This is a genomic window from Kitasatospora sp. NPDC015121, from assembly GCF_055562955.1.
This window is the reverse complement of the sequence record NZ_JBVHEH010000015.1, coordinates 51,960-69,997: the sequence shown is the minus strand read 5'-3', so window position 1 is coordinate 69,997 and position 18,038 is coordinate 51,960. Positions and strand designations below refer to the sequence as shown.

18 protein-coding genes are annotated in these 18,038 nt (G+C 75.7%); 9 read left to right on the top strand and 9 right to left on the bottom strand.

Annotated features, from left to right (window positions below; all coding sequences use genetic code 11):
* Positions 1–25: 25 nt before the first annotated feature.
* The 3 genes from ACZ3J7_RS23145 (at position 26) to sucD (ending at position 3,585) form a co-directional block, all read left to right on the top strand.
* Positions 26–1,159, top strand: a complete 1,134-nt coding sequence (locus tag ACZ3J7_RS23145) for a VWA domain-containing protein (protein WP_465624229.1) — start codon at positions 26–28, stop codon at positions 1,157–1,159.
* A 344-nt stretch (positions 1,160–1,503) separates the two neighbouring features.
* Positions 1,504–2,676: an ADP-forming succinate--CoA ligase subunit beta gene (gene sucC / locus ACZ3J7_RS23140; RefSeq protein ID WP_465624227.1), complete on the top strand. Its 1,173-nt coding sequence runs from the start codon at positions 1,504–1,506 to the stop codon at positions 2,674–2,676.
* A gap of 18 nt (positions 2,677–2,694) precedes the next feature.
* Positions 2,695–3,585 (top strand): succinate--CoA ligase subunit alpha, encoded by an 891-nt coding sequence (gene sucD, locus ACZ3J7_RS23135; RefSeq protein WP_465624225.1) that lies wholly within the window; start codon positions 2,695–2,697, stop codon positions 3,583–3,585.
* 89 nt (positions 3,586–3,674) lie between these two features.
* Here sucD and ACZ3J7_RS23130 read toward each other — a convergent pair whose 3' ends face one another.
* A complete protein-coding gene (locus ACZ3J7_RS23130) occupies positions 3,675–5,231 on the bottom strand; it encodes a LuxR C-terminal-related transcriptional regulator (RefSeq protein ID WP_465624224.1) in 1,557 nt (518 codons plus the stop codon).
* Positions 5,232–5,348: 117 nt separating this feature from the next.
* On the opposite strand from ACZ3J7_RS23130, the gene ACZ3J7_RS23125 reads away from it, so the two are divergent.
* The gene (locus ACZ3J7_RS23125; RefSeq protein WP_465624221.1) at positions 5,349–6,620 is read left to right on the top strand and encodes a cell division protein PerM; all 1,272 of its coding nucleotides are present in this window, start codon (positions 5,349–5,351) and stop codon (positions 6,618–6,620) included.
* 49 nt (positions 6,621–6,669) lie between these two features.
* On the opposite strand, the gene ACZ3J7_RS23120 is transcribed toward ACZ3J7_RS23125, so the two are convergent.
* The 5 genes from ACZ3J7_RS23120 to ACZ3J7_RS23100 all read right to left on the bottom strand — a co-directional run bounded on the left by ACZ3J7_RS23120 (position 6,670) and on the right by ACZ3J7_RS23100 (position 10,427).
* Positions 6,670–7,410, bottom strand: coding sequence for an ABC transporter permease (locus tag ACZ3J7_RS23120; protein ID WP_465624219.1), 741 nt, complete (start codon positions 7,408–7,410; stop codon positions 6,670–6,672).
* Complete coding sequence (locus tag ACZ3J7_RS23115) at positions 7,407–8,315, bottom strand: ABC transporter ATP-binding protein (RefSeq protein WP_465624217.1); 909 nt, start codon at positions 8,313–8,315, stop codon at positions 7,407–7,409. The genes ACZ3J7_RS23120 and ACZ3J7_RS23115 overlap by 4 nt, the downstream gene beginning before the upstream one ends.
* Before the next feature lie 133 nt (positions 8,316–8,448).
* The gene (locus tag ACZ3J7_RS23110; protein WP_465624215.1) at positions 8,449–9,315 is read right to left on the bottom strand and encodes an NmrA family NAD(P)-binding protein; all 867 of its coding nucleotides are present in this window, start codon (positions 9,313–9,315) and stop codon (positions 8,449–8,451) included.
* Positions 9,312–9,812 carry a hypothetical protein gene (locus ACZ3J7_RS23105; protein WP_465624213.1) on the bottom strand — a complete coding sequence of 167 codons (501 nt, stop codon included), beginning with the start codon at positions 9,810–9,812 and terminating at the stop codon, positions 9,312–9,314. The genes ACZ3J7_RS23110 and ACZ3J7_RS23105 overlap by 4 nt, the downstream gene beginning before the upstream one ends.
* Before the next feature lie 93 nt (positions 9,813–9,905).
* Entirely contained in the window at positions 9,906–10,427 is a 522-nt protein-coding gene (locus ACZ3J7_RS23100) for a MarR family winged helix-turn-helix transcriptional regulator (RefSeq protein ID WP_465624211.1), read from the bottom strand.
* 91 nt (positions 10,428–10,518) lie between these two features.
* On the opposite strand from ACZ3J7_RS23100, the gene ACZ3J7_RS23095 reads away from it, so the two are divergent.
* Both ACZ3J7_RS23095 and ACZ3J7_RS23090 read left to right on the top strand, forming a co-directional pair.
* Positions 10,519–11,649: a sensor histidine kinase gene (locus ACZ3J7_RS23095; protein ID WP_465624209.1), complete on the top strand. Its 1,131-nt coding sequence runs from the start codon at positions 10,519–10,521 to the stop codon at positions 11,647–11,649.
* On the top strand, positions 11,646–12,311 hold the full coding sequence (locus tag ACZ3J7_RS23090; protein WP_465624207.1) for a response regulator transcription factor: 666 nt from the start codon (positions 11,646–11,648) through the stop codon (positions 12,309–12,311). Before ACZ3J7_RS23095 ends, ACZ3J7_RS23090 begins: the two co-directional genes overlap by 4 nt.
* Positions 12,312–12,379: 68 nt before the next feature.
* Here the strand turns inward: ACZ3J7_RS23090 and ACZ3J7_RS23085 are convergent, their stop codons facing one another.
* The gene (locus ACZ3J7_RS23085) at positions 12,380–12,985 is read right to left on the bottom strand and encodes a hypothetical protein (protein ID WP_465624205.1); all 606 of its coding nucleotides are present in this window, start codon (positions 12,983–12,985) and stop codon (positions 12,380–12,382) included.
* A gap of 353 nt (positions 12,986–13,338) precedes the next feature.
* Here ACZ3J7_RS23085 and purN point away from each other — a divergent pair, with 353 nt between their 5' ends.
* Both purN and purH read left to right on the top strand, forming a co-directional pair.
* Positions 13,339–13,998 carry a phosphoribosylglycinamide formyltransferase gene (purN, locus tag ACZ3J7_RS23080; protein WP_465624203.1) on the top strand — a complete coding sequence of 220 codons (660 nt, stop codon included), beginning with the start codon at positions 13,339–13,341 and terminating at the stop codon, positions 13,996–13,998.
* Positions 13,995–15,578, top strand: coding sequence for a bifunctional phosphoribosylaminoimidazolecarboxamide formyltransferase/IMP cyclohydrolase (purH, locus tag ACZ3J7_RS23075; RefSeq protein ID WP_465624201.1), 1,584 nt, complete (start codon positions 13,995–13,997; stop codon positions 15,576–15,578). The genes purN and purH overlap by 4 nt, the downstream gene beginning before the upstream one ends.
* A gap of 81 nt (positions 15,579–15,659) precedes the next feature.
* On the opposite strand, the gene ACZ3J7_RS23070 is transcribed toward purH, so the two are convergent.
* Both ACZ3J7_RS23070 and ACZ3J7_RS23065 read right to left on the bottom strand, forming a co-directional pair.
* Entirely contained in the window at positions 15,660–16,400 is a 741-nt protein-coding gene (locus ACZ3J7_RS23070) for an RDD family protein (protein WP_465624199.1), read from the bottom strand.
* Positions 16,401–16,532: 132 nt separating this feature from the next.
* Positions 16,533–16,937: a DUF2752 domain-containing protein gene (locus tag ACZ3J7_RS23065; protein ID WP_465624197.1), complete on the bottom strand. Its 405-nt coding sequence runs from the start codon at positions 16,935–16,937 to the stop codon at positions 16,533–16,535.
* 241 nt (positions 16,938–17,178) lie between these two features.
* On the opposite strand from ACZ3J7_RS23065, the gene ACZ3J7_RS23060 reads away from it, so the two are divergent.
* Positions 17,179–18,033 carry a bifunctional methylenetetrahydrofolate dehydrogenase/methenyltetrahydrofolate cyclohydrolase gene (locus ACZ3J7_RS23060; protein WP_465624195.1) on the top strand — a complete coding sequence of 285 codons (855 nt, stop codon included), beginning with the start codon at positions 17,179–17,181 and terminating at the stop codon, positions 18,031–18,033.
* Positions 18,034–18,038: the final 5 nt, after the last annotated feature.

Here is an 18,038-nt window from a genome sequence, read left to right as displayed (position 1 = left end):
GGGGGCGGGGGTTGAGGAGTCACAGATGACGGTTCGACAGGACGACGAGCGGATGCGGCGCTGGCGGCTGGTGCTCGGGGCCGACGGGGACGGCACCGGGGTGCGGCTGAGCGGGCGGGACGCGGCGATGGACGGCGCGCTCGGCGCGCTGTACCGGGAGGACGGGAAGCGCTCGGCGGGTCTCGGCGGTTCGGCGCCGAAGGTGGCCCGCTGGCTGGGGGACATCCGGGAGTACTTCCCGACCAGCGTGGTGCGGCTGATGCAGCAGGACGCGATCTCCCGCCTCGGCCTGGACCGGCTGCTGCTGGAGCCGGAGATGCTGGCCGCCGTCGAACCGGACGTCCACCTGGTCGGGACGCTGCTGTCGCTGAAGCACGCGCTGCCGGAGACCACCCGGGAGACCGCCCGGACGGTGGTCGGCAAGGTGGTCGCCGAACTGGAGCGCCGGCTCGCCGACCGGACCCGTTCGACGGTCGGCGGCGCGCTGGACCGCAGCGCCCGGGTGAACCGCCCCCGGCACCGGGACATCGACTGGGACCGCACCATCCGGGCCAACCTGTCGAGGTACCTGCCGGAGTACCGCACGGTCGTCCCCGAGCGGCTGGTCGGCTACGCGCGGGCGCAGCGGGCGGTGAAGAAGGACGTGATCCTGTGCATCGACCAGTCCGGGTCGATGGCGCCGTCGGTGGTGCACTCGGCGGTGTTCGGCGCGGTGCTGGCGTCGATGCCGAGCCTGGACACCCGGCTGGTGGTGTTCGACACCTCGGTGGTCGACCTGACCGAGCAGCTGACCGACCCGGTGGACGTGCTGTTCGCGACCCAGCTGGGCGGCGGCACCGACATCAACCGGGCGCTGGCGTACTGCCAGTCGAGGATCAGCCGGCCGTCCGAGACGATCGTGGTGCTGATCAGCGACCTGTACGAGGGCGGGATCCGCGACGAGATGCTGAAGCGGGTCGCCGCGATGAAGGCCTCGGGGGTGCAGTTCATCGCCCTGCTGGCGCTGTCCGACGAGGGCGCCCCGGCGTACGACCACGAGCACGCGCGGGCGCTGGCCGCGCTGGGGGCCCCGGCGTTCGCCTGCACGCCGGACGCGTTCCCGGAGATCATGGCGGCGGCGATCGAGAAGCGTCCGCTGCCGGTGCCGGACCGGGGGTGAGCGGCCGGGCCCGGTGGCCGTCGAGGGGGACGGCGGCCACCCGTCCGGGTGAAGCGGTGGTGGGTCTCACCGCCCCACGCCCCCACTGGTGAGGGGCCCGGACCGGGACAGTTGTGACGGTTCTCACCAAGGCGGACCGGGCCCCGGGCGAAACACGCCGGTCGTCCGGGGATAACCTGCCATGCGGACGTGACGCGCGTGTTGATTGACGATGCGCCCGGCAACTGCGTGGGCCGCAAGGCCGTACATCTGCGTACCCGCTCAGTGTCGACGACCCGCAGCGAAGATCCTGCCGTGGCACGCTCGTAGAGACACATTCCGCGACCACGAACAAGGACAAACACGTGGACCTGTTCGAGTACCAGGCGAGGGACCTCTTCGCCAAGCACGGCGTACCCGTGCTTGACGGCGATGTCATCGAGACCGCCGCAGACGCTGCCGCCATCGCGGAGCGCTTCGGCGGCCGAGCCGTCGTCAAGGCTCAGGTGAAGGTGGGTGGCCGGGGCAAGGCCGGTGGCGTGAAGCTCGCGTCCGACCCGCAGGACGCCGTGGCCAAGGCCGAGGCGATCCTCGGCATGGACATCAAGGGCCACACCGTCCACAAGGTCATGCTGGCCCAGACCGCGGACATCCAGGAGGAGTACTACGTCTCCTTCCTGCTCGACCGCACCAACCGCACCTTCCTGGCGATGGCCAGCGTCGAGGGCGGCGTGGAGATCGAGGTCGTGGCCGAGCAGAACCCGGACGCGCTCGCCAAGATCCCGGTCGACGCCAACGAGGGCGTGACCGCGGAGAAGGCCGCCGAGATCGTGGCCGCCGCGAAGTTCCCGGCCGAGATCGCCGACCAGGTCGCCGACGTCCTGCAGAAGCTCTGGGTCGTCTTCGTCAAGGAGGACGCCCTCCTGGTCGAGGTCAACCCGCTGATCAAGTCCGGCGACGGCAAGATCATCGCGCTCGACGGCAAGGTCTCCCTGGACGAGAACGCCGAGTTCCGCCAGCCCGAGCATGAGGCGCTCGAGGACAAGGCCGCCGCCAACCCGCTGGAGGCCGCGGCCAAGGCGAAGGGCCTGAACTACGTCAAGCTCGACGGCCAGGTCGGCATCATCGGCAACGGCGCGGGCCTCGTCATGAGCACCCTGGACGTCGTCGCGTACGCCGGCGAGAACCACGGCGGCGTGAAGCCGGCCAACTTCCTCGACATCGGCGGCGGCGCGTCCGCCGAGGTGATGGCGAACGGCCTGGAGATCATCCTGGGCGACACCGACGTCAAGTCGGTCTTCGTCAACGTCTTCGGCGGCATCACCGCCTGTGACGCGGTCGCCAACGGCATCGTGCAGGCCCTCGCGCTCCTGGAGAGCAAGGGCGAGGCCGTCACCAAGCCGCTGGTCGTCCGCCTGGACGGCAACAACGCGGAGCTCGGTCGCCAGATCCTGACCGACGCCAACCACCCGCTGGTCGAGCAGGTGGACACCATGGACGGCGCCGCTGACCGCGCCGCCGAGCTGGCCAACAAGTAAGGAAGGGGACTTAACACCATGGCTATCTTCCTTACCAAGGACAGCAAGGTCATCGTCCAGGGCATGACCGGCTCCGAGGGCATGAAGCACACCCGCCGCATGCTCGCCTCCGGCACCCAGATCGTCGGCGGCGTGAACCCGCGCAAGGCCGGCACCACCGTGGACGTGGACGGCACCGAGGTTCCGGTGTTCGGCACCGTCGCCGAGGCGATCGAGAAGACCGGCGCCGACGTCACCGTCATCTTCGTCCCGCCGGCGTTCACCAAGTCGGCCGTGGTCGAGGCGATCGACGCCGAGATCCCGCTCGCCGTGGTCATCACCGAGGGCGTGCCGGTGCACGACACCGCCGCGTTCTGGGCCCACGCCGGCGCCAAGGGCAACAAGACCCGCATCATCGGCCCGAACTGCCCCGGCCTGATCAGCCCCGGACAGTCCAACGCGGGCATCATCCCGGCCAACATCACCGGCCCGGGCAAGATCGGTCTGGTGTCGAAGTCCGGCACCCTGACCTACCAGCTCATGTACGAGCTCCGTGACCTCGGCTTCTCCTCCGCGGTGGGCATCGGTGGCGACCCCGTCATCGGCACCACCCACATCGACGCCCTCAAGGCGTTCCAGGAGGACCCGGAGACCGAGCTGATCGTCATGATCGGCGAGATCGGCGGCGACGCCGAGGAGCGGGCCGCGGCCTACATCGCCGAGCACGTCACCAAGCCGGTCGTCGGCTACGTCGCGGGCTTCACCGCGCCCGAGGGCAAGACCATGGGCCACGCCGGCGCCATCGTCTCCGGCTCCTCCGGCACCGCCCAGGCGAAGAAGGAGGCCCTGGAGGCCGCCGGCGTCAAGGTCGGCAAGACGCCGTCCGAGACCGCCCGCCTGGCCCGCGAGCTGATCGCCGCCGCGCAGTAGTCAGCGGAAGCGAACGGTACGACACCGAGGCGCCGCGCACCGTCCCCCACCGGGACGGGGCGCGGCGCCTCGGCGCTTCGCCGACGGCCTCAGAGCGCGCGCGGCGGGGCGCAGGGCTCCACCGGGCCGCACGGGGCGGCCAGCGGCGGCGGCAGCGGACGCCGCTCGGCGGGCGGGGCGAGCGGCGAGCGGCGGGCCGCGAACGGGTCGGGGTGCGGCAGACCCGCCGAGGCCCCGGCCGGCGGGGGCGGCAGCTGTCCGGGCGGGCCGGCCAGCCGGGCCGGGACGCCGGGCGTCGGGCCGCACCACGGCGTCCGCAGCCCCGGGGCGCCGCCCGGGGCCGCCGGGCCCGCGCTGCCCGAACCCGCCGAGGTGCACGCCGCCGCCCGCACCGGCTCCGGACGCACCAGCTCCGCCGGGCCCACCCCCAGCAGGGTGGCCACCACCGCCGCGCCCACCGCCACGGTCAGCGCCGCCGCCCCGCCCGTCACCAGCCCGGTGTGCAGCCGGCTGTCCGCGACCAGCCGCGCGGCGGACGGCAACCGCGGACCCGGGCAGCCGTGCACCGCCGCCCGGTGCAGCAGACCCGCCAGCCGCTCCGCGAACTCCGGGTCCTCCGGGTCCGCGCCGACCAGCGCCGGCACCTCCCGGGCCAGCGCGGCCCGCGCCGCCCGCACCCGGCGCTCCGCCGCCGCCGTGCTCGACTCCACCTCCACCGCGACCAGCTCCACCGGCAGACCCAGCGTGTCGTGCAGCACCAGCGCCCGCCGCCTGGGCCGAGACAGCCGCAGCAGCGCCTTCACCAGCGCCCGGTCACGGGACGTCAGCTTCTGCGGCGGCTCCGGCGGCTCGGGCGCCCCCGCCGCGTCGACCGCGATCCGCCGCCGGGGCCGGCGCAGCAGGTGCGCCCGCCGCGGACCGCCCCGGTGCCACGGCGACAGCGCCAGGTCGAACGCCTCCCGGCGCACCCACCCCTCCGGGTCCGGCTCCGCCGCCACCTCCGCCCACCGGCGGCCGGCCGCGCCCAGCGCCAGGTGCACGCAGTGCGCGGCGCGGTGGCGGTGACCGGTCAGCAGGAACACCTGCTGGACCAGGCGGGCGTGGACGAGGGCGGCGAACTCCTCGAAGGAGGCCGGCACGGGGACGGGCTCCTCCCGGGGGAGCGCCGCCGTCGGGGGGAGCGCCGCCGTCGGGGGGAGCGTCGCCGCCGGGGGGAGTGCCGCCGCCGGAGGGAGCGTCGCCGCCGGGGGGAGCGGCGGGCCGACGAACTCGGCGGGCGCGCTCCCGGCCTCGGCCTCGGGCGTCGGTGCGGCCCCGGGTGCGGGTGCGGGTGCGGTTTCCGGTGCGGTCCCGGGCGCGGGGCCGGTCGCCCCGGCCGCCGGGGCGAGGGCGGTGACCAGGGCGACGGCCTCCTCGCGGTTGCGGACGCCGAGCTTGCGGATCGCCCGGTTGAGGTGGTTGCGGGCGGTGCCGGGGGCGACGCCCAGGTGCCGGGCCACGGCGCGCAGGTCGTCGCCGGCGGCCAGCCGGGCCAGCGCCTCGGCCTCGCGCGGGGCGAGGCGGCGCAGCAGGAGTTCGGCGTCCTCGCGTGCCCGGGGGGAGGTTCCGGTGGTCGGCTCGGGCTCGGCGGTCGAAGGGGTGGTCACCGATCTCCTCCGTGGCGGGTCCGTCCCGGAAAAAGGCACATGTACTGATAATCCGGGACACGGCGAAGGTTCGCGCGTTGACACCCCTCAACGGGTGGTCTTGGCAGCATGAGGGCCATGACGCAGCTGATGGGCCGTCCGATCCTGGGCCTGCCGAGCGACTTGGAAAGCCGCTCCACCCTCACCGACCTGCTCACCGGCGTCCGCACCGCGCTGCTCACCCTGTCCGTGGTCGCCGCCCCGGTGTTCGGCCTGTGGGTGCTGGCCCCGTACGGCGACGACACGGCCGGGGACGCGGCCCGGGCCGTGTTCGGGATCTGGCTGCTCGGCCACGGCGGGCCCCTCGTCCGGGGCCCAGGGGCCGCGCCGGTGACCCTCGCGCCGCTGCTGCTCACCGCCGTCACCGCCGTACTGCTCTCCCGGGCCGGCCGCCGCCAGGCCCGGCGCGCCCGGGGGCGCGGATGGGTGCGCTGGCGCTCCCCGCTCACCGTGTACGCCGGGTACCTGCTGGTCGCGGCCGTCGCCGTCGCCCGGAGCACCGACCCGCAGGCCCTGCTGCGCTCCCGCGCGGTCCCCGATCTGGCCGCCGTCGCCCTGCTGGCCGGTGCCGCGCTCGGCCATGGCCTGTGGTCCGGACTCGGCCGCCCGCTCGCCCTGCCCCGGCTCCCGCTGCCCCCCGCGCTCTGGCCGGACGGCGCCGGTCCGGCCGCCGGACGGGCCCTGGCCGGCTGGCTGCTCGCCCTGACGGCCGGCGGCGGCACGGTGCTCGCCGTCGCCGTCCTGCTCGGCTCCGCCGGTCAGGACGCGCAGCGGACCGGAGGCGGCGCCGCCGACTGGCTCGGGATGCTGCTCGTCTGCCTGGCAGCCACCCCCAACGCACTTGTCTGGTCGGCGAGTTACGCACTCGGAGTCGGCTTCGCGGTCGGCGCCGACAGCCACGCCGGACCACTCGGCACCCGGCTCGGCGCGCTCCCCGACTTCCCGCTGCTCGCCCTGCTGCCCGCCGACCGCGGCCCCGACTGGCACCTGCTCGCCTGCGCCGCCCCCGCGGCGGCGGCGGTCGCCGCCGCCCTGCTGCTCGGCCGCGCCGCGACCCGCTGGACACCCGTCCAGACCGCCGCCGCCGCCACCGCGACCGCCCTCGCCGCCGCCCCGCCCGCCCTGCTCGCCGCCCACCTCGCCGGCGGCGCGCTCGGCCCCGGCCGGATGTCCGAACTCGGACCGGTCGGCTGGCAGTTCGCCCTCGCGCAGACCGGCTGGCTGCTGGCCCTCGCCCTCCCCGGCGCGCTGCTCCACCGCTGGTGGCTGCGCCGGGGCGGCGACGGCGCGGGCCCGGTGGTCCGCGCCCGGGTCGGGGCGTACCGGCTGGTCTGCCGACTGGCCGCGTAGGCGGCGGCGCGGCGGCCGGAGAGCACCGGCGGGACCCGCGTTCACGCGTTCACGCGTCCTCGCGGCGCAGGGTGCGCAGCCCCGCCAGGACCGCCAGGGCCGTCCAGCCGGCCATCAGGAGGAGGCCGGTGGTGTGGCCGTAGTGGGTGCCCGGGGCGTCGGCGAGGCGCAGGGCGTACTGGCCGGCCCGGTCCGGGAGGAACTGGGCGGCTTCGCGCAGGCCGGGGACGGCGGCGAGGGCGGTGGTGCCGAGGAAGACAGCGGGAGGGAGCAGGCCGAGGGCGGCCGTCTGGTTGCGCAGGACGGTGGTGAGCGCCAGGCACAGGACGAGCAGCAGCGGGTGGTAGAGCACCCCCGAGGCCAGGGCCCGCGCGCTGCCCGGTGCGGACAGGTCGAAGCCCACCGTCGCGGCGGTCGCGGCGAGCTGCCCGCCGACGGTGACCAGGCCGACCGCCAGCCCCAGGCCCGTGCCGAGGAGCAGCTTGGCGCGGTAGAAGCGCAGCCGGTCCGGGACGGCGGCGAGCGAGGTGGCGAGCGTCCCGGTGGCGTACTCCTGGCCGATCAGCAGGACGCCCAGGCAGGCGACCGCGACCTGTCCGAAGTTCAGCCCGTAGGAGAGGCCCGCCATCGGGTCCTCGCCCAGCGAGGTGTCGGTGCGGCCGTACGCGCCCTGGACGCCGGCGGTGATCCCGGTGCTGAGCAGCACCGCGAGCAGCGGGGCCGCCCACAGCGGGCGCAGGGTCGCGAACTTCGCCCACTCGGCGCGCAGCGGGTGCGTCGTGGCGCTCATGCCGCCACCGCCCGGTAGTCGACGGTGTCGGTGGTCATCCGGATGAACGCCTCCGCGAGGGTGTCGTGGGTCACGGACAGTTCGACCAGCACCACACGGTGCTCGGCGGCCAGCGCGCCCAGCCGTCCGGCGTCGGCGTCCGGGACGTCGAACGCGCCGTCGCCGACGGGCACCGCGTCGGGGTGGGCGGTGGCGAGCAGGGCGGCCAGCGCGGCCGGGTCGACGGCGCGGACCCGGACCCGGCGGCGGCCGTGCCGGGCCAGGAACTCGCCGGTGGAGGAGTCGGCGAGCAGCCGGCCCCGGCCGATCACCACCAGGCGGTCGGCGGTGACGGCCATCTCCGCCATCAGGTGCGAGGAGACCAGCACCGCCCGGCCCTCGCCCGCGAGCCGGCGCAGCAGCTCCCGGATCCACTGGACGCCCTCCGCGTCCAGGCCGTTCACCGGCTCGTCCAGCAGCAGCGCGGCCGGGTCGCCGAGCAGGGCCGCCGCGATGCCCAGGCGCTGGCGCATGCCCAGCGAGAAGGTCCGGATCCGGCGGTCGGCGACCTCGGCGAGGCCGACCCGGGCCAGCACCTCGCCGACCCGGCGGGCCGGCAGCGCGTGCGAGGCTGCGATCCACCGCAGGTGCCCGGCGGCGGTCCGGCCCGGGTGCGGCGCCTGCGCGTCCAGCAGCGCGCCGACCCGGCACAGCGGACGGTCCAGCGCGGCGTACGGCCGCCCGTCCACCAGGGCCGTGCCGGAGGTCGGCCGGTCCAGTCCCAGCACCATCCGCAGCGTCGTCGACTTGCCCGACCCGTTCGGCCCCAGGAAGCCGGTCACCCGCCCCGGCTCGATCCGGAACGTCAGGCCGTCCACGGCCGTCCGCCCGTCGTACGCCTTGGTCAGGTCGCGGACCTCGATCACGGGAACTCCCCTCTTTCGGTTGCCGGTTCCGAGTCAACCGTCCGGCCCGGGCCGGCCGGATCCCGCGCGCGGGTGGTCCGTCTCCCTCCCGGGAGGGAGACGGACCACCCCGGTCCCGCCGGACCCGCCGGTCTCAGCGGAACGCGTCGGCGTGCTCGGTCAGGAAGGACTCCAGTCCGCGCGGGGCGCGCCCGAGCAGCCGGGCGACGGTGTCGGTCGGCCGCTCGGGGCGGGCGACCGCGAGCTGCTGGATCTCCACCACGTGGTCCGCCAGCCAGTCCGGCAGTCCGCCCTCCGCGGTCAGCCGGGCCCGCAGCTGTTCCGGCGTCAGCTCCAGGTGGCGGACCGGTACCCCGCGCAGCCGGCCCAGCAGTTCGGCGAGCCGGTCGAAGGAGCAGGTCTCGGCGCCGGTCAGGGTGTACGTCCCGCCGGCCAGTTCGGGCCGGGTGAGGACGGCGGCGGCCACCTCGCCGACGTCCCGGCAGTCGACGTAGTTGTACGGCGTCCGGCCCGTCACCCCCGTCACCGGCCCGCCGCGGGCCACCGCCGGTCCGAGCCGCAGGAGGTTCTGCATGAACGCGTAGGGGCGCAGCACCGTGGCGGTGACGCCGGTCGCGCGCAGCCGGGCCTCGACGGCGTGGTGGCCCCGGGCCACCGCGACCGGGGAGTCCGGCTCGGCCGCCGGGGAGGAGACCTTGACGACGTGGTCGATGCCGCTGTCCAGGGCGGCCGCGACCGCCCGCAGCTCGAACTCGACCTGCCGCGGGCCGTTCTCCATGGTGAGGAAGAGCTGGCGTCCGCCGCGGAACGCGGCGCGGAGCGACCCGGGGTCGGCCGCGTCGGCGCCGCGGACCTCGACCAGGGGGCCGGCCGCCGCGCCGAGGCGGGCGCGCAGCCGGTCCGGTTCGCGGCTGAGGGCCCGGCAGGGCACCGCGCCGCCGACCAGGCCGTGCACCAGCGCGCCGCCGGTCGCGCCGGTGGCTCCCATCACGATGATCATCGGTTCCCCTCCAGGGGTCGGGTGGTGAACCGGCGGCGCCAGCGCCAGCCGACGATCGCGGCGGCGAGCGCCGCCGACAGCGGCAGGTCGAGCGAGAGGCGGTCGAGCCACGGTCCGCCGGGGTGCCCGGTCCATCCGGGCAGCCAGTGCTGGGCGGTGCGGGCGAGGGCGAAGGCGAGGGCGGCCGCGAGCGCGGCGCCCGTCAGGGACAGCGCGGCCCGGCGCGCCGGACCGGTCGGGCGGCGTCGGCCGAAGAGCTGCAGCCAGCCGCCGGCCAGCAGCGCGACCACGGCCGAGGCGCCGGCGATCGACGTGCCGGCGGCCCGCAGCAGCTGGGCGTTCCCGCCGACGAGCGCGCCCGCGCCCGCCGTCAGCGCCGGGGCGGCGTAGGCCATCGCGACCTCCCGCCAGAGCGCGAACGGCGGCGGGCCGCCGGCCCGTTCGGCCGGTTCGGTCGGTTCGGCCGGTTCGTCCGGGGGTCGGTGGTCTCTGCTCATGCGGTCCTCCAGGAGATGGTAATTAGCTACCTAACTATGTGGGCGGGAAAAAGTCCCGCCGTCCGGCGGGACCGTGCGGGACTCCCCGGCTCCCTACTCCTCGGTCAGTGCTCCGATGCCCCGGGCGATCCGCTCCAGCAGCTCCAGGAACGTCCCGCGCTCGGCCTCGGTGAGCCCGCCGACCACCGCCTCCAGGCGCCGGAAGTGCTCGGGCGCCATCTCCCGCAGGCGCTGCGCGCCGCGCGCCGTCAGCACCACGACGGTGGCCCGGCCGTCCTCCCGGGAGGGGCGGCGGGCCACCAGGCCCTCCCGCTCCAGCCCGTCCACCAGGCCGGTCACCGTGGCCCGCGAGACGCCGAGGCCGGCGGCCAGCCGCGAGGGCGACTTCTCGCCGCCGCAGTCCTCCAGGTCGGCGAGCAGCCGGTAGCGGCCGGTGGAGAGGCCGAACCGGCCGAAGTGCGCCTCGGCCGCCTGGCCGAACCGGGCCCCGGTGGCCATCAGCCGGACCGCGACCAGGACGGCCTGCGGGTCGGCCGTCAGCCCGTAGTGCCGGATCTGGCGGGCGGCCTGGTCCAGGGTCGGCTGGGCGGATTCGCGGTCGGGTTCCTCGTGCACGGAAGTAATATGGCGGCTAATCACCGCCACCGTCAAGCCCGGCGCCGGCCGCCCCGGGGGCCCGCCGGGCCGGGTGGGGCAGGATGGCCGGATGCCCGCCCTCCTCGCCCCGCTGCTGCGCCCCGTGACGTACACCCGCTGGCTGCACCTGACGGTCGGGCTGGTGTTCGCCGGAGTGGTGCTGCTGGTCTACCCGGGGACGGAGGGCGTGTCGACCGGGCGGGCGGTGCTGGGGGCGGTGGCGCTGGACGTGCCGCTGCTGTGCCTGGCCGCGCTGGTGCCCGGGGTGCGGCGCGGGGAGGGGGTGCAGGCGCGGCTGCTGCTCGGGCCCGCGCGGGAGGAGGAGATCGGCGTCGCGCCGTCGGCGGGCTGGGCGGACCGGGGACGGACGGCGTGCTGGCTGGTCGCCCGGGTCGGACTGGGCGTGCTGCTCGGCGCGGCGACGGTGCTCGCCGTCCGGACGGCGGCGGACCTGCCGCTGCTCGCACCGCCGGCCGCCTTCGCCCTGCTCTGGCTGGTGGTGTACGCCGGGCGACTCCAACTCGCACTGGCCGTAAGGCTGTTGGGACCGTCCGGGGCGGAGCGGCTGGCCGTCGCCGAGGCCCGGGCCGAGCGGCTGCTGGAGCGCAACCGGCTGGCCCGCGAACTGCACGACTCGATCGGGCACGCGCTGACGGTCACCGTCGTGCAGGCGGGCGCCGCCCGCGAGGTCGCCGACCCGGCCTTCCGGGAACGGGCGTTGGAGGCGATCGAGACCACCGGACGACGGGCGCTGGACGACCTGGAACGGATGCTGGTGCTGCTGCGCGAGACCCCGGACGCCGTCGCCACCGAACGGCCCGGACTGGACCGCGCCGCCGAGGTCTTCGCCGCCGCGACCGCCGCGGGCAGCGCCGTCGACGCCCGACTCGGCGTCCGGGGCGCCGAGTTGCCCGGCGTGCTGTCCCGGGAGGCCTACCGGATCCTCCAGGAGGGCGTCACCAACGCGCTGCGCCACGCGCCCGGCGCGCCGATCCGGGTCCGAGTCGGCCTGAGCGCCGGGGTGTTGGAGCTCGACTGCCGCAACGCCCTCACCGGCGGCGGGAGTTCACGCAAGGGCGGCGGCAAGGGCCTGCGCGGGGTGCGGGAGCGGGCGGTGCTGCTCGGCGGCGAGTGCGAGGCCGGGCCGGACGGGCCGGACTGGCTGCTGCGGGTGCGGCTGCCGCTACGGTTGGGCCGGTGACGGTGATCAAGGTGCTGCTGGTCGACGACGAGGAACTGATCCGCTTCGGCCTGCGCGCCGTCCTGGACGCCCGACCCGACGTCGACGTGGTCGGCGAGGCCGCCGACGGCGCCGAGGCGCTCGCCCTGGTCCGCTCGCTGCGCCCGGACGTGGTGCTGATGGACGTCCGGATGCCCGGCCTGGACGGGCTGGCCGCGACCCGGGCGATCCTGCGCGGCACCGACCGGCCGCCGAAGATCCTGGTGGTGACCACCTTCGAGGCCGACGACTACGTGTACGAGGCGCTGCGCGCGGGCGCGGACGGCTTCCTGCTCAAGCGCTCCCGTCCCGCCGAGGTCGTCCAGGCCGTCCGGCTGGTCGCGGGGGGCGGGACGCTGCTGTTCCCGGCCGCGATCCGCCGCCTCGCCGCCGCCCGGGCCCGGGACGCCGCGGACGGCGGCGCGGTCGCCCGGGCCGGCCTGACCGGCCGGGAGGGCGAGGTGCTGCGGCTGATGGCCCGCGGCCTGTCCAACGCCGAGATCGGCGACCGGCTGCACCTGGGCGTCCAGACCGTGAAGACCCACGTCAGCGCCGTCCTCGGCAAACTCGGCGCCCGGGACCGCACCCAGGCGGTGATCGCCGCCTACGAGTCGGGCTTCGTCACCCCGGCCGAACCGGACTGACCGCGGGCCGGTCGCGGCGGAGGCGGCGGGGGTGCCGGGCGCGACGGGGTGCCGGTGTGCCGGGGGGCCTACTCGTCGCCCTCGGCGGACACCAGGTTGCTCAGCCAGGCCGGGACGTCGTACTCCTGGGCGCAGCTGTGGGCGGCTTCCTGGGTGACCGCGTTGTCGCGGCAGCCGAGGTAGTCGCGGTAGGCGATCTGGACGGTGAAGGCGCTGAGGGAGACGATCAGGGCGAGGCCGCCAGTGAGCAGGGCGCTGAGGGCGGCGGGGACCTGGGGGCGGACCGGGCGCGGGGCGAAGGGGTCGGCGACGGGCTCGGCGGGGGTGCGCAGGACGGTGACGGCGTACCAGATGGCGAGCAGGGCGAGCGGGAAGGCCAGCCAGTAGAGGCTGAAGAGCACCGTGAGCAGGGCGGCGAAGCCGGAGAGCAGGGCGTTGCGGGCCGCGCGGTGGGCCGGGTCGGCGGGGTCGAGCTTGGGCGAGCCGGGCTGCTGGGGGCGGCCGGGGTCGGGGCGCCGGCCCCAGGCCGGTGGCTGGGGGCGGTCCTCGTCGGGCTGCCCGTCCGGTCGCCGATCGTCCGGGCGCGGGGTGCGGGGACGCCAGGGCTGGTCGGGGGCGCCGGGCGGAGGGGGCGCGAAGGGGTTGCGCTCGCCGCTGTCCTCGCCGCTGCTCATGGTGTCGGCCGTTTCTGCTCGTCGGGTGGCCGCCCGGCGGTGGGGGAGTGGGCGGTCGGTCAATGATCCCCCAGGCGGTTCCCGGGCGTGCGGCACCCTGCCAAGGTCGGGTCGGGACGGGCGGGAGATCCCCGTCTCAACTACGCGCGTAGCGTTGCCGTCCGGTTACGGGTGGCCTCCCACCAGCCGTTATCGTGGTGACGGTCGGCAGCTTCCCACGGTTCCCCGGGCACCCGCAGCGCCGCGGCCCCCGGCGTCACCGCCGCCGGCTCCCGACCCGCCACCGCCCGTAGTGGCCCCACCGTGGGGTGGACGTACCAGCGGGCGACACCCGACGTACGGAGAATCGCGCCGTGGCTGCCGCTGACGCCCAAGTGTTCCCGCCCCGTACCCCCGGACCGGCCCGGCTGGTGGTCCTGGTCTCCGGCTCCGGCACCAACCTGCAGGCGCTGATCGACGCCGCCGCCGACCCCGCCTACGGCGCGGAGATCGTCGCGGTGGGCGCCGACCGCGCGGGCATCGCGGGCATCGAGCGGGCCGGCCGGGCGGGCGTCCCGGTGTTCGTCGAGCGGATCGCCGACCACCCCGACCGGGCCGCCTGGGACACCGCGCTGACCGCCGCCGTCGCCTCGTACGAGCCCGACCTGGTGGTCACCGCCGGCTTCATGAAGATCCTCGGCCCCGCGTTCGTCGGCGCCTTCGCCGGCCGCACCGTCAACACCCACCCCGCGCTGCTGCCCGCCTTCCCGGGGGCGCACGGCGTCCCCGACGCGCTGGCGTACGGGGTGAAGGTCACCGGCTGCACCGTGCACCTGGTGGACGCCGGGGTCGACACCGGGCCGATCATCGCCCAGGGCGTGGTGGAGGTCGAGGACGCCGACCACGCCGACGGCGGCGACGCGCTGCACGAGCGCATCAAGACTGTCGAGCGCAAGCTGCTCGTCGAGGTCGTGGGCCGGCTGGCCCGCGAAGGACACCGCATCGAGGACCGAAAGGTATGGATTCCGGCATGAGCGCCGCCTCCTCCGCCCCCAAGCCCGTCTCCGAGAACGTGCGCCCGATCCGGCGCGCGCTGATCAGCGTCTACGACAAGACCGGGCTGGAGGAGCTGGCCCGGGGGCTGCACGCCGCCGGGGTCGCCATCGTCTCCACCGGCTCCACCGCCGGGAGGATCGCCGCCGCGGGCGTCCCGGTCACCGAGGTCTCCGAGCTGACCGGCTTCCCCGAGTGCCTGGACGGCCGGGTCAAGACCCTGCACCCGCGCGTGCACGCCGGCGTGCTGGCCGACCTGCGCCTGGAGTCGCACCGCGCGCAGCTCGCCGAGCTGGGCGTCGAGCCGTTCGACCTGGTCGTGGTGAACCTGTACCCGTTCACCGCCACGGTGGCCTCCGGCGCCACCCCGGACGAGTGCGTCGAGCAGATCGACATCGGCGGCCCGTCCATGGTCCGCGCCGCCGCGAAGAACCACCCCTCGGTGGCCGTCGTGGTCGACCCGGCCCGCTACGCGGACGTGCTGACCGCCGTCCGGGACGGCGGCTTCGACCTGCTGACCCGCAAGCGCCTCGCGGCCGCCGCGTTCGCGCACACCGCCGCGTACGACGTCGCGGTGGCGAGCTGGTTCGAGGAGTCCGGCTACACCGGGTCCGAGGCCGCGTTCCCGTCCTTCCTCGGCAGCACCTGGGAGCTCGGCGACGTCCTGCGCTACGGCGAGAACCCGCACCAGCAGGCCGCCCTCTACACCGACGGCACCGGTGGCCTGGCGGGCGCCCGGCAGCTGCAGGGCAAGGAGATGTCGTACAACAACTACGTGGACACCGACGCGGCCCGCCGCGCCGCGTACGACCACGAGGCCCCGGCCGTCGCCATCATCAAGCACGCCAACCCGTGCGGCATCGGCACCGGCGCGGACGTCGCCGAGGCGCACCGCAAGGCCCACGCCTGCGACCCGGTCTCCGCGTACGGCGGCGTGATCGCCGTCAACCGCCCGGTGACCGCCGCGCTGGCCGAGCAGATCGCCCCGATCTTCACCGAGGTGCTGGTCGCCCCCGGCTACGAGGACGGCGCCCTGGAGGTGCTGGCCAAGAAGAAGAACCTGCGCGTGCTGCTCGCCCCCGAGGCCCCCGCCGACGCGCTGGAGTCCCGCCGGATCTCCGGCGGCCTGCTGCTCCAGCAGGTCGACCGGGTCGACGCGGCCGGCGACGACCCGTCCACCTGGACGCTGGCCACCGGCGCGGCGCTGTCCGCCGACGAGCTGGCCGAGCTGGCCTTCGCCTGGCGGGCCTGCCGGGCCGTCAAGTCCAACGCGATCCTGCTCGCCAAGGACGGCGCCTCGGTCGGCGTCGGCATGGGCCAGGTCAACCGGGTCGACTCCTGCAAGCTCGCCGTCGAGCGGGCCGGCGACCGCGCCGAGGGCGCGTACGCCGCCTCCGACGCGTTCTTCCCGTTCGCCGACGGCCTGGAGATCCTGCTCGCCGCGGGCGTCAAGGCCGTGGTGCAGCCCGGCGGTTCGATCCGCGACGAGGAGGTCGTCGCGGCCGCCGAGAAGGCCGGCGTGACCATGTACCTCACCGGGACCCGGCACTTCTTCCACTGACCGCCGCCGCTCCCGCGCCGCGACGCCGAGGGCCCCGCACTCCGAACCCGGAGTGCGGGGCCCTCGGGCGCGTCCCGCCGGCTAGCGCTTGATCACCACGGTGCCGGCCGCCCGGTCGTGCCAGCCCTGCTGCTTGCCGGAGTTGTCGAACAGCGGGGACAGGTAGACCAGTGCCGCGCCGATGTAGCAGACCAGGACGCCCGCGATCGGGAGGATGAAGCGGAGGAAGGCGCTGCCCAGGCCCGGGTACTCGCCGTCGCGCTCCCGGACCACCCGCAGGCCCAGCGCCAGCTTGCCGACGGTGCCGCCCGCCAGCGAGACCATCAGCCACTCGTAGACCAGCATGAACACGAGGGCCACCAGCGTCATGACGCCGACCGCGATCAGCACGTTGGTGTTCGTGTCGTCCGTGCACGCCGAGTAGTCGGCGAAGCTGTTCGACCTGCAGCTCTCGGGCTCGTCCAGCAGGCCCATCGCGCCGGCCAGGCCCGCGAACATCGCGAGGCTCAGGAACACCGAGACGACCACGCTGTCCAGCAGCCGGGCCAGGAAGCGCTGCCCCATGTTCGCGACCCGCACCGGGCCGAGCTTCGCCAGGTTCAGGTAGCCGTTGGCGACCTGCGGCACGCCCGGCATCTGCGGGTAGCCGTACCCGACCTGCGGCGGCACCTGCTGCTGCGGGTAGCCGTAGCCGTAGTCGGCCGGCGGCGGGGCCTGCTGGGGGTAGCCGTACCCGGGCGGCGGGGCCTGCTGCGGGTAGCCGTAGCCGGGCGGCGGGGCCTGCTGGCCGTACGGGTTGTTCGGGTCGGGCGGGTAGCTCATCGGTGCCTCCGGCAGGAAGGAGCGTGGAACGGGACGAACGGGGGGACGGGCGAGCGGGGACGCCGATCGCGGGGCAGAGTAGCGGACCATCCCGAGCGGCCACCGGTCAACAGCCACCGGGGCACCGCCGGTTCAGAACCGCAGCGGGCCGAGCCGGACCAACTCCCAGACCCAGGCCACCGCCAGCACGGCGACCGGCAGCAGGTCGCGGCCTGCGGCCGGCAGCCCCCGCCACCGGCGGCCGAGCCCCGACGGCCGGGCCACCAGCAGCAGGACGGCCGACGCGGTCACCGGGTTCGCCGCCAGCGCCGACAGCACCCGGCCGTGGCCCGCCTCGACGAACACCGTCGTGCTGCCGCACAGCGGACACGGCACCCCCGTCAGCAGCCGCAGCGGGCACAGCACCCCCGGATCGCGCAGGTCGTGCGCCGCCGCCACCGCGACCGCCACCCCGGCGGCCAGGCCGGCCCGCACCAGCACCCCCGGCCAGCGGCGGGCCGCCGGCAGGGCCGTGCGCGGACGGTGCGGATCGCCCACTGTCGTGCCCTTCCCCCGCTCGTCCCCGGCCGGTCCGCCCCGCCCGTCGGCGACGGCCCGTCACCGGCGCGGCGGCGACCGCCCCGCCATCGTGGTCCGACCGGCCCCGCGCTGTCCAGCCGCCCGGGCGCCGCCCCGCCGCCCCGCCGCTTCCCGCCGCTCCCGCCCCCGCCGCGACGGCGCGCCGTCCGGCAGGCGGTCCGGCGGCACGGCCCCCGCCGGGATCCGGGAGAATGGACCCATGACTGCCCAGATTCTCGATGGCAAGGCCACCGCGGCCGCGATCAAGTCCGAACTCGCCGTCCGCGTGGCGGCCCTCAAGGAACGGGGCATCGTCCCCGGCCTCGGCACCGTCCTGGTCGGCGACGACCCGGGCAGCCGGTGGTACGTCAACGGCAAGCACCGGGACTGCGCGGAGATCGGCATCGCCTCGATCCAGCGCGAACTGCCCGCGACCGCCACCCAGGAGGACGTCGAGAACGTCGTCCGCGAGCTCAACGCCGACCCGACCTGCACCGGCTACATCGTCCAACTGCCGCTCCCTAAGGGCCTGGACCAGAACCGCGTGCTCGAACTCATGGACCCCGACAAGGACGCCGACGGCCTGCACCCGACCTCGCTCGGCCGCCTCGTCCTCGGCATCGACGGCCCGCTGCCCTGCACCCCGCTCGGCATCGTCGAACTGCTCCGCCGCCACGACGTCCCGCTCGACGGCGCCGAGGTCGTCGTGGTCGGCCGCGGCATCACCGTCGGCCGCTCCATCGGCCTGCTGCTCACCCGCCGCAGCGAGAACGCCACCGTCACCCTCTGCCACACCGGCACCCGCGACCTCGCCGCGCACCTGAGGAACGCCGACGTCATCGTCGCCGCCGCCGGCGTCCCGCACCTGGTCAAGCCCGAGGACGTCAAGCCCGGCGCCGCGATCCTCGACGTCGGCGTCTCCCGCAGCGAGGGCAAGATCGTCGGCGACGTGCACCCCGGCGCCGCCGAGGTGGCCGGCTGGATCTCCCCCAACCCCGGCGGCGTCGGCCCGATGACCCGCGCGATGCTCCTCAACAACATCGTCGAAGCGGCCGAGCGCCGCGCCGGCCTCTGACACCG

Excerpts from the sequence above, each read along its gene's own strand:
- ACZ3J7_RS23145 (WP_465624229.1), top strand. The coding sequence starts at position 26 with ATGACGGTTCGACAGGACGACGAGCGGATGCGGCGCTGGCGGCTGGTG.
- sucD (WP_465624225.1), top strand. The coding sequence starts at position 2,695 with ATGGCTATCTTCCTTACCAAGGACAGCAAGGTCATCGTCCAGGGCATG.
- ACZ3J7_RS23125 (WP_465624221.1), top strand. The coding sequence starts at position 5,349 with ATGACGCAGCTGATGGGCCGTCCGATCCTGGGCCTGCCGAGCGACTTG.
- ACZ3J7_RS23120 (WP_465624219.1), bottom strand. The coding sequence starts at position 7,410 with ATGAGCGCCACGACGCACCCGCTGCGCGCCGAGTGGGCGAAGTTCGCG.
- ACZ3J7_RS23110 (WP_465624215.1), bottom strand. The coding sequence starts at position 9,315 with ATGATCATCGTGATGGGAGCCACCGGCGCGACCGGCGGCGCGCTGGTG.
- ACZ3J7_RS23105 (WP_465624213.1), bottom strand. The coding sequence starts at position 9,812 with ATGAGCAGAGACCACCGACCCCCGGACGAACCGGCCGAACCGACCGAA.
- ACZ3J7_RS23095 (WP_465624209.1), top strand. The coding sequence starts at position 10,519 with ATGCCCGCCCTCCTCGCCCCGCTGCTGCGCCCCGTGACGTACACCCGC.
- ACZ3J7_RS23085 (WP_465624205.1), bottom strand. The coding sequence starts at position 12,985 with ATGAGCAGCGGCGAGGACAGCGGCGAGCGCAACCCCTTCGCGCCCCCT.
- purH (WP_465624201.1), top strand. The coding sequence starts at position 13,995 with ATGAGCGCCGCCTCCTCCGCCCCCAAGCCCGTCTCCGAGAACGTGCGC.
- ACZ3J7_RS23070 (WP_465624199.1), bottom strand. The coding sequence starts at position 16,400 with ATGAGCTACCCGCCCGACCCGAACAACCCGTACGGCCAGCAGGCCCCG.
- ACZ3J7_RS23060 (WP_465624195.1), top strand. The coding sequence starts at position 17,179 with ATGACTGCCCAGATTCTCGATGGCAAGGCCACCGCGGCCGCGATCAAG.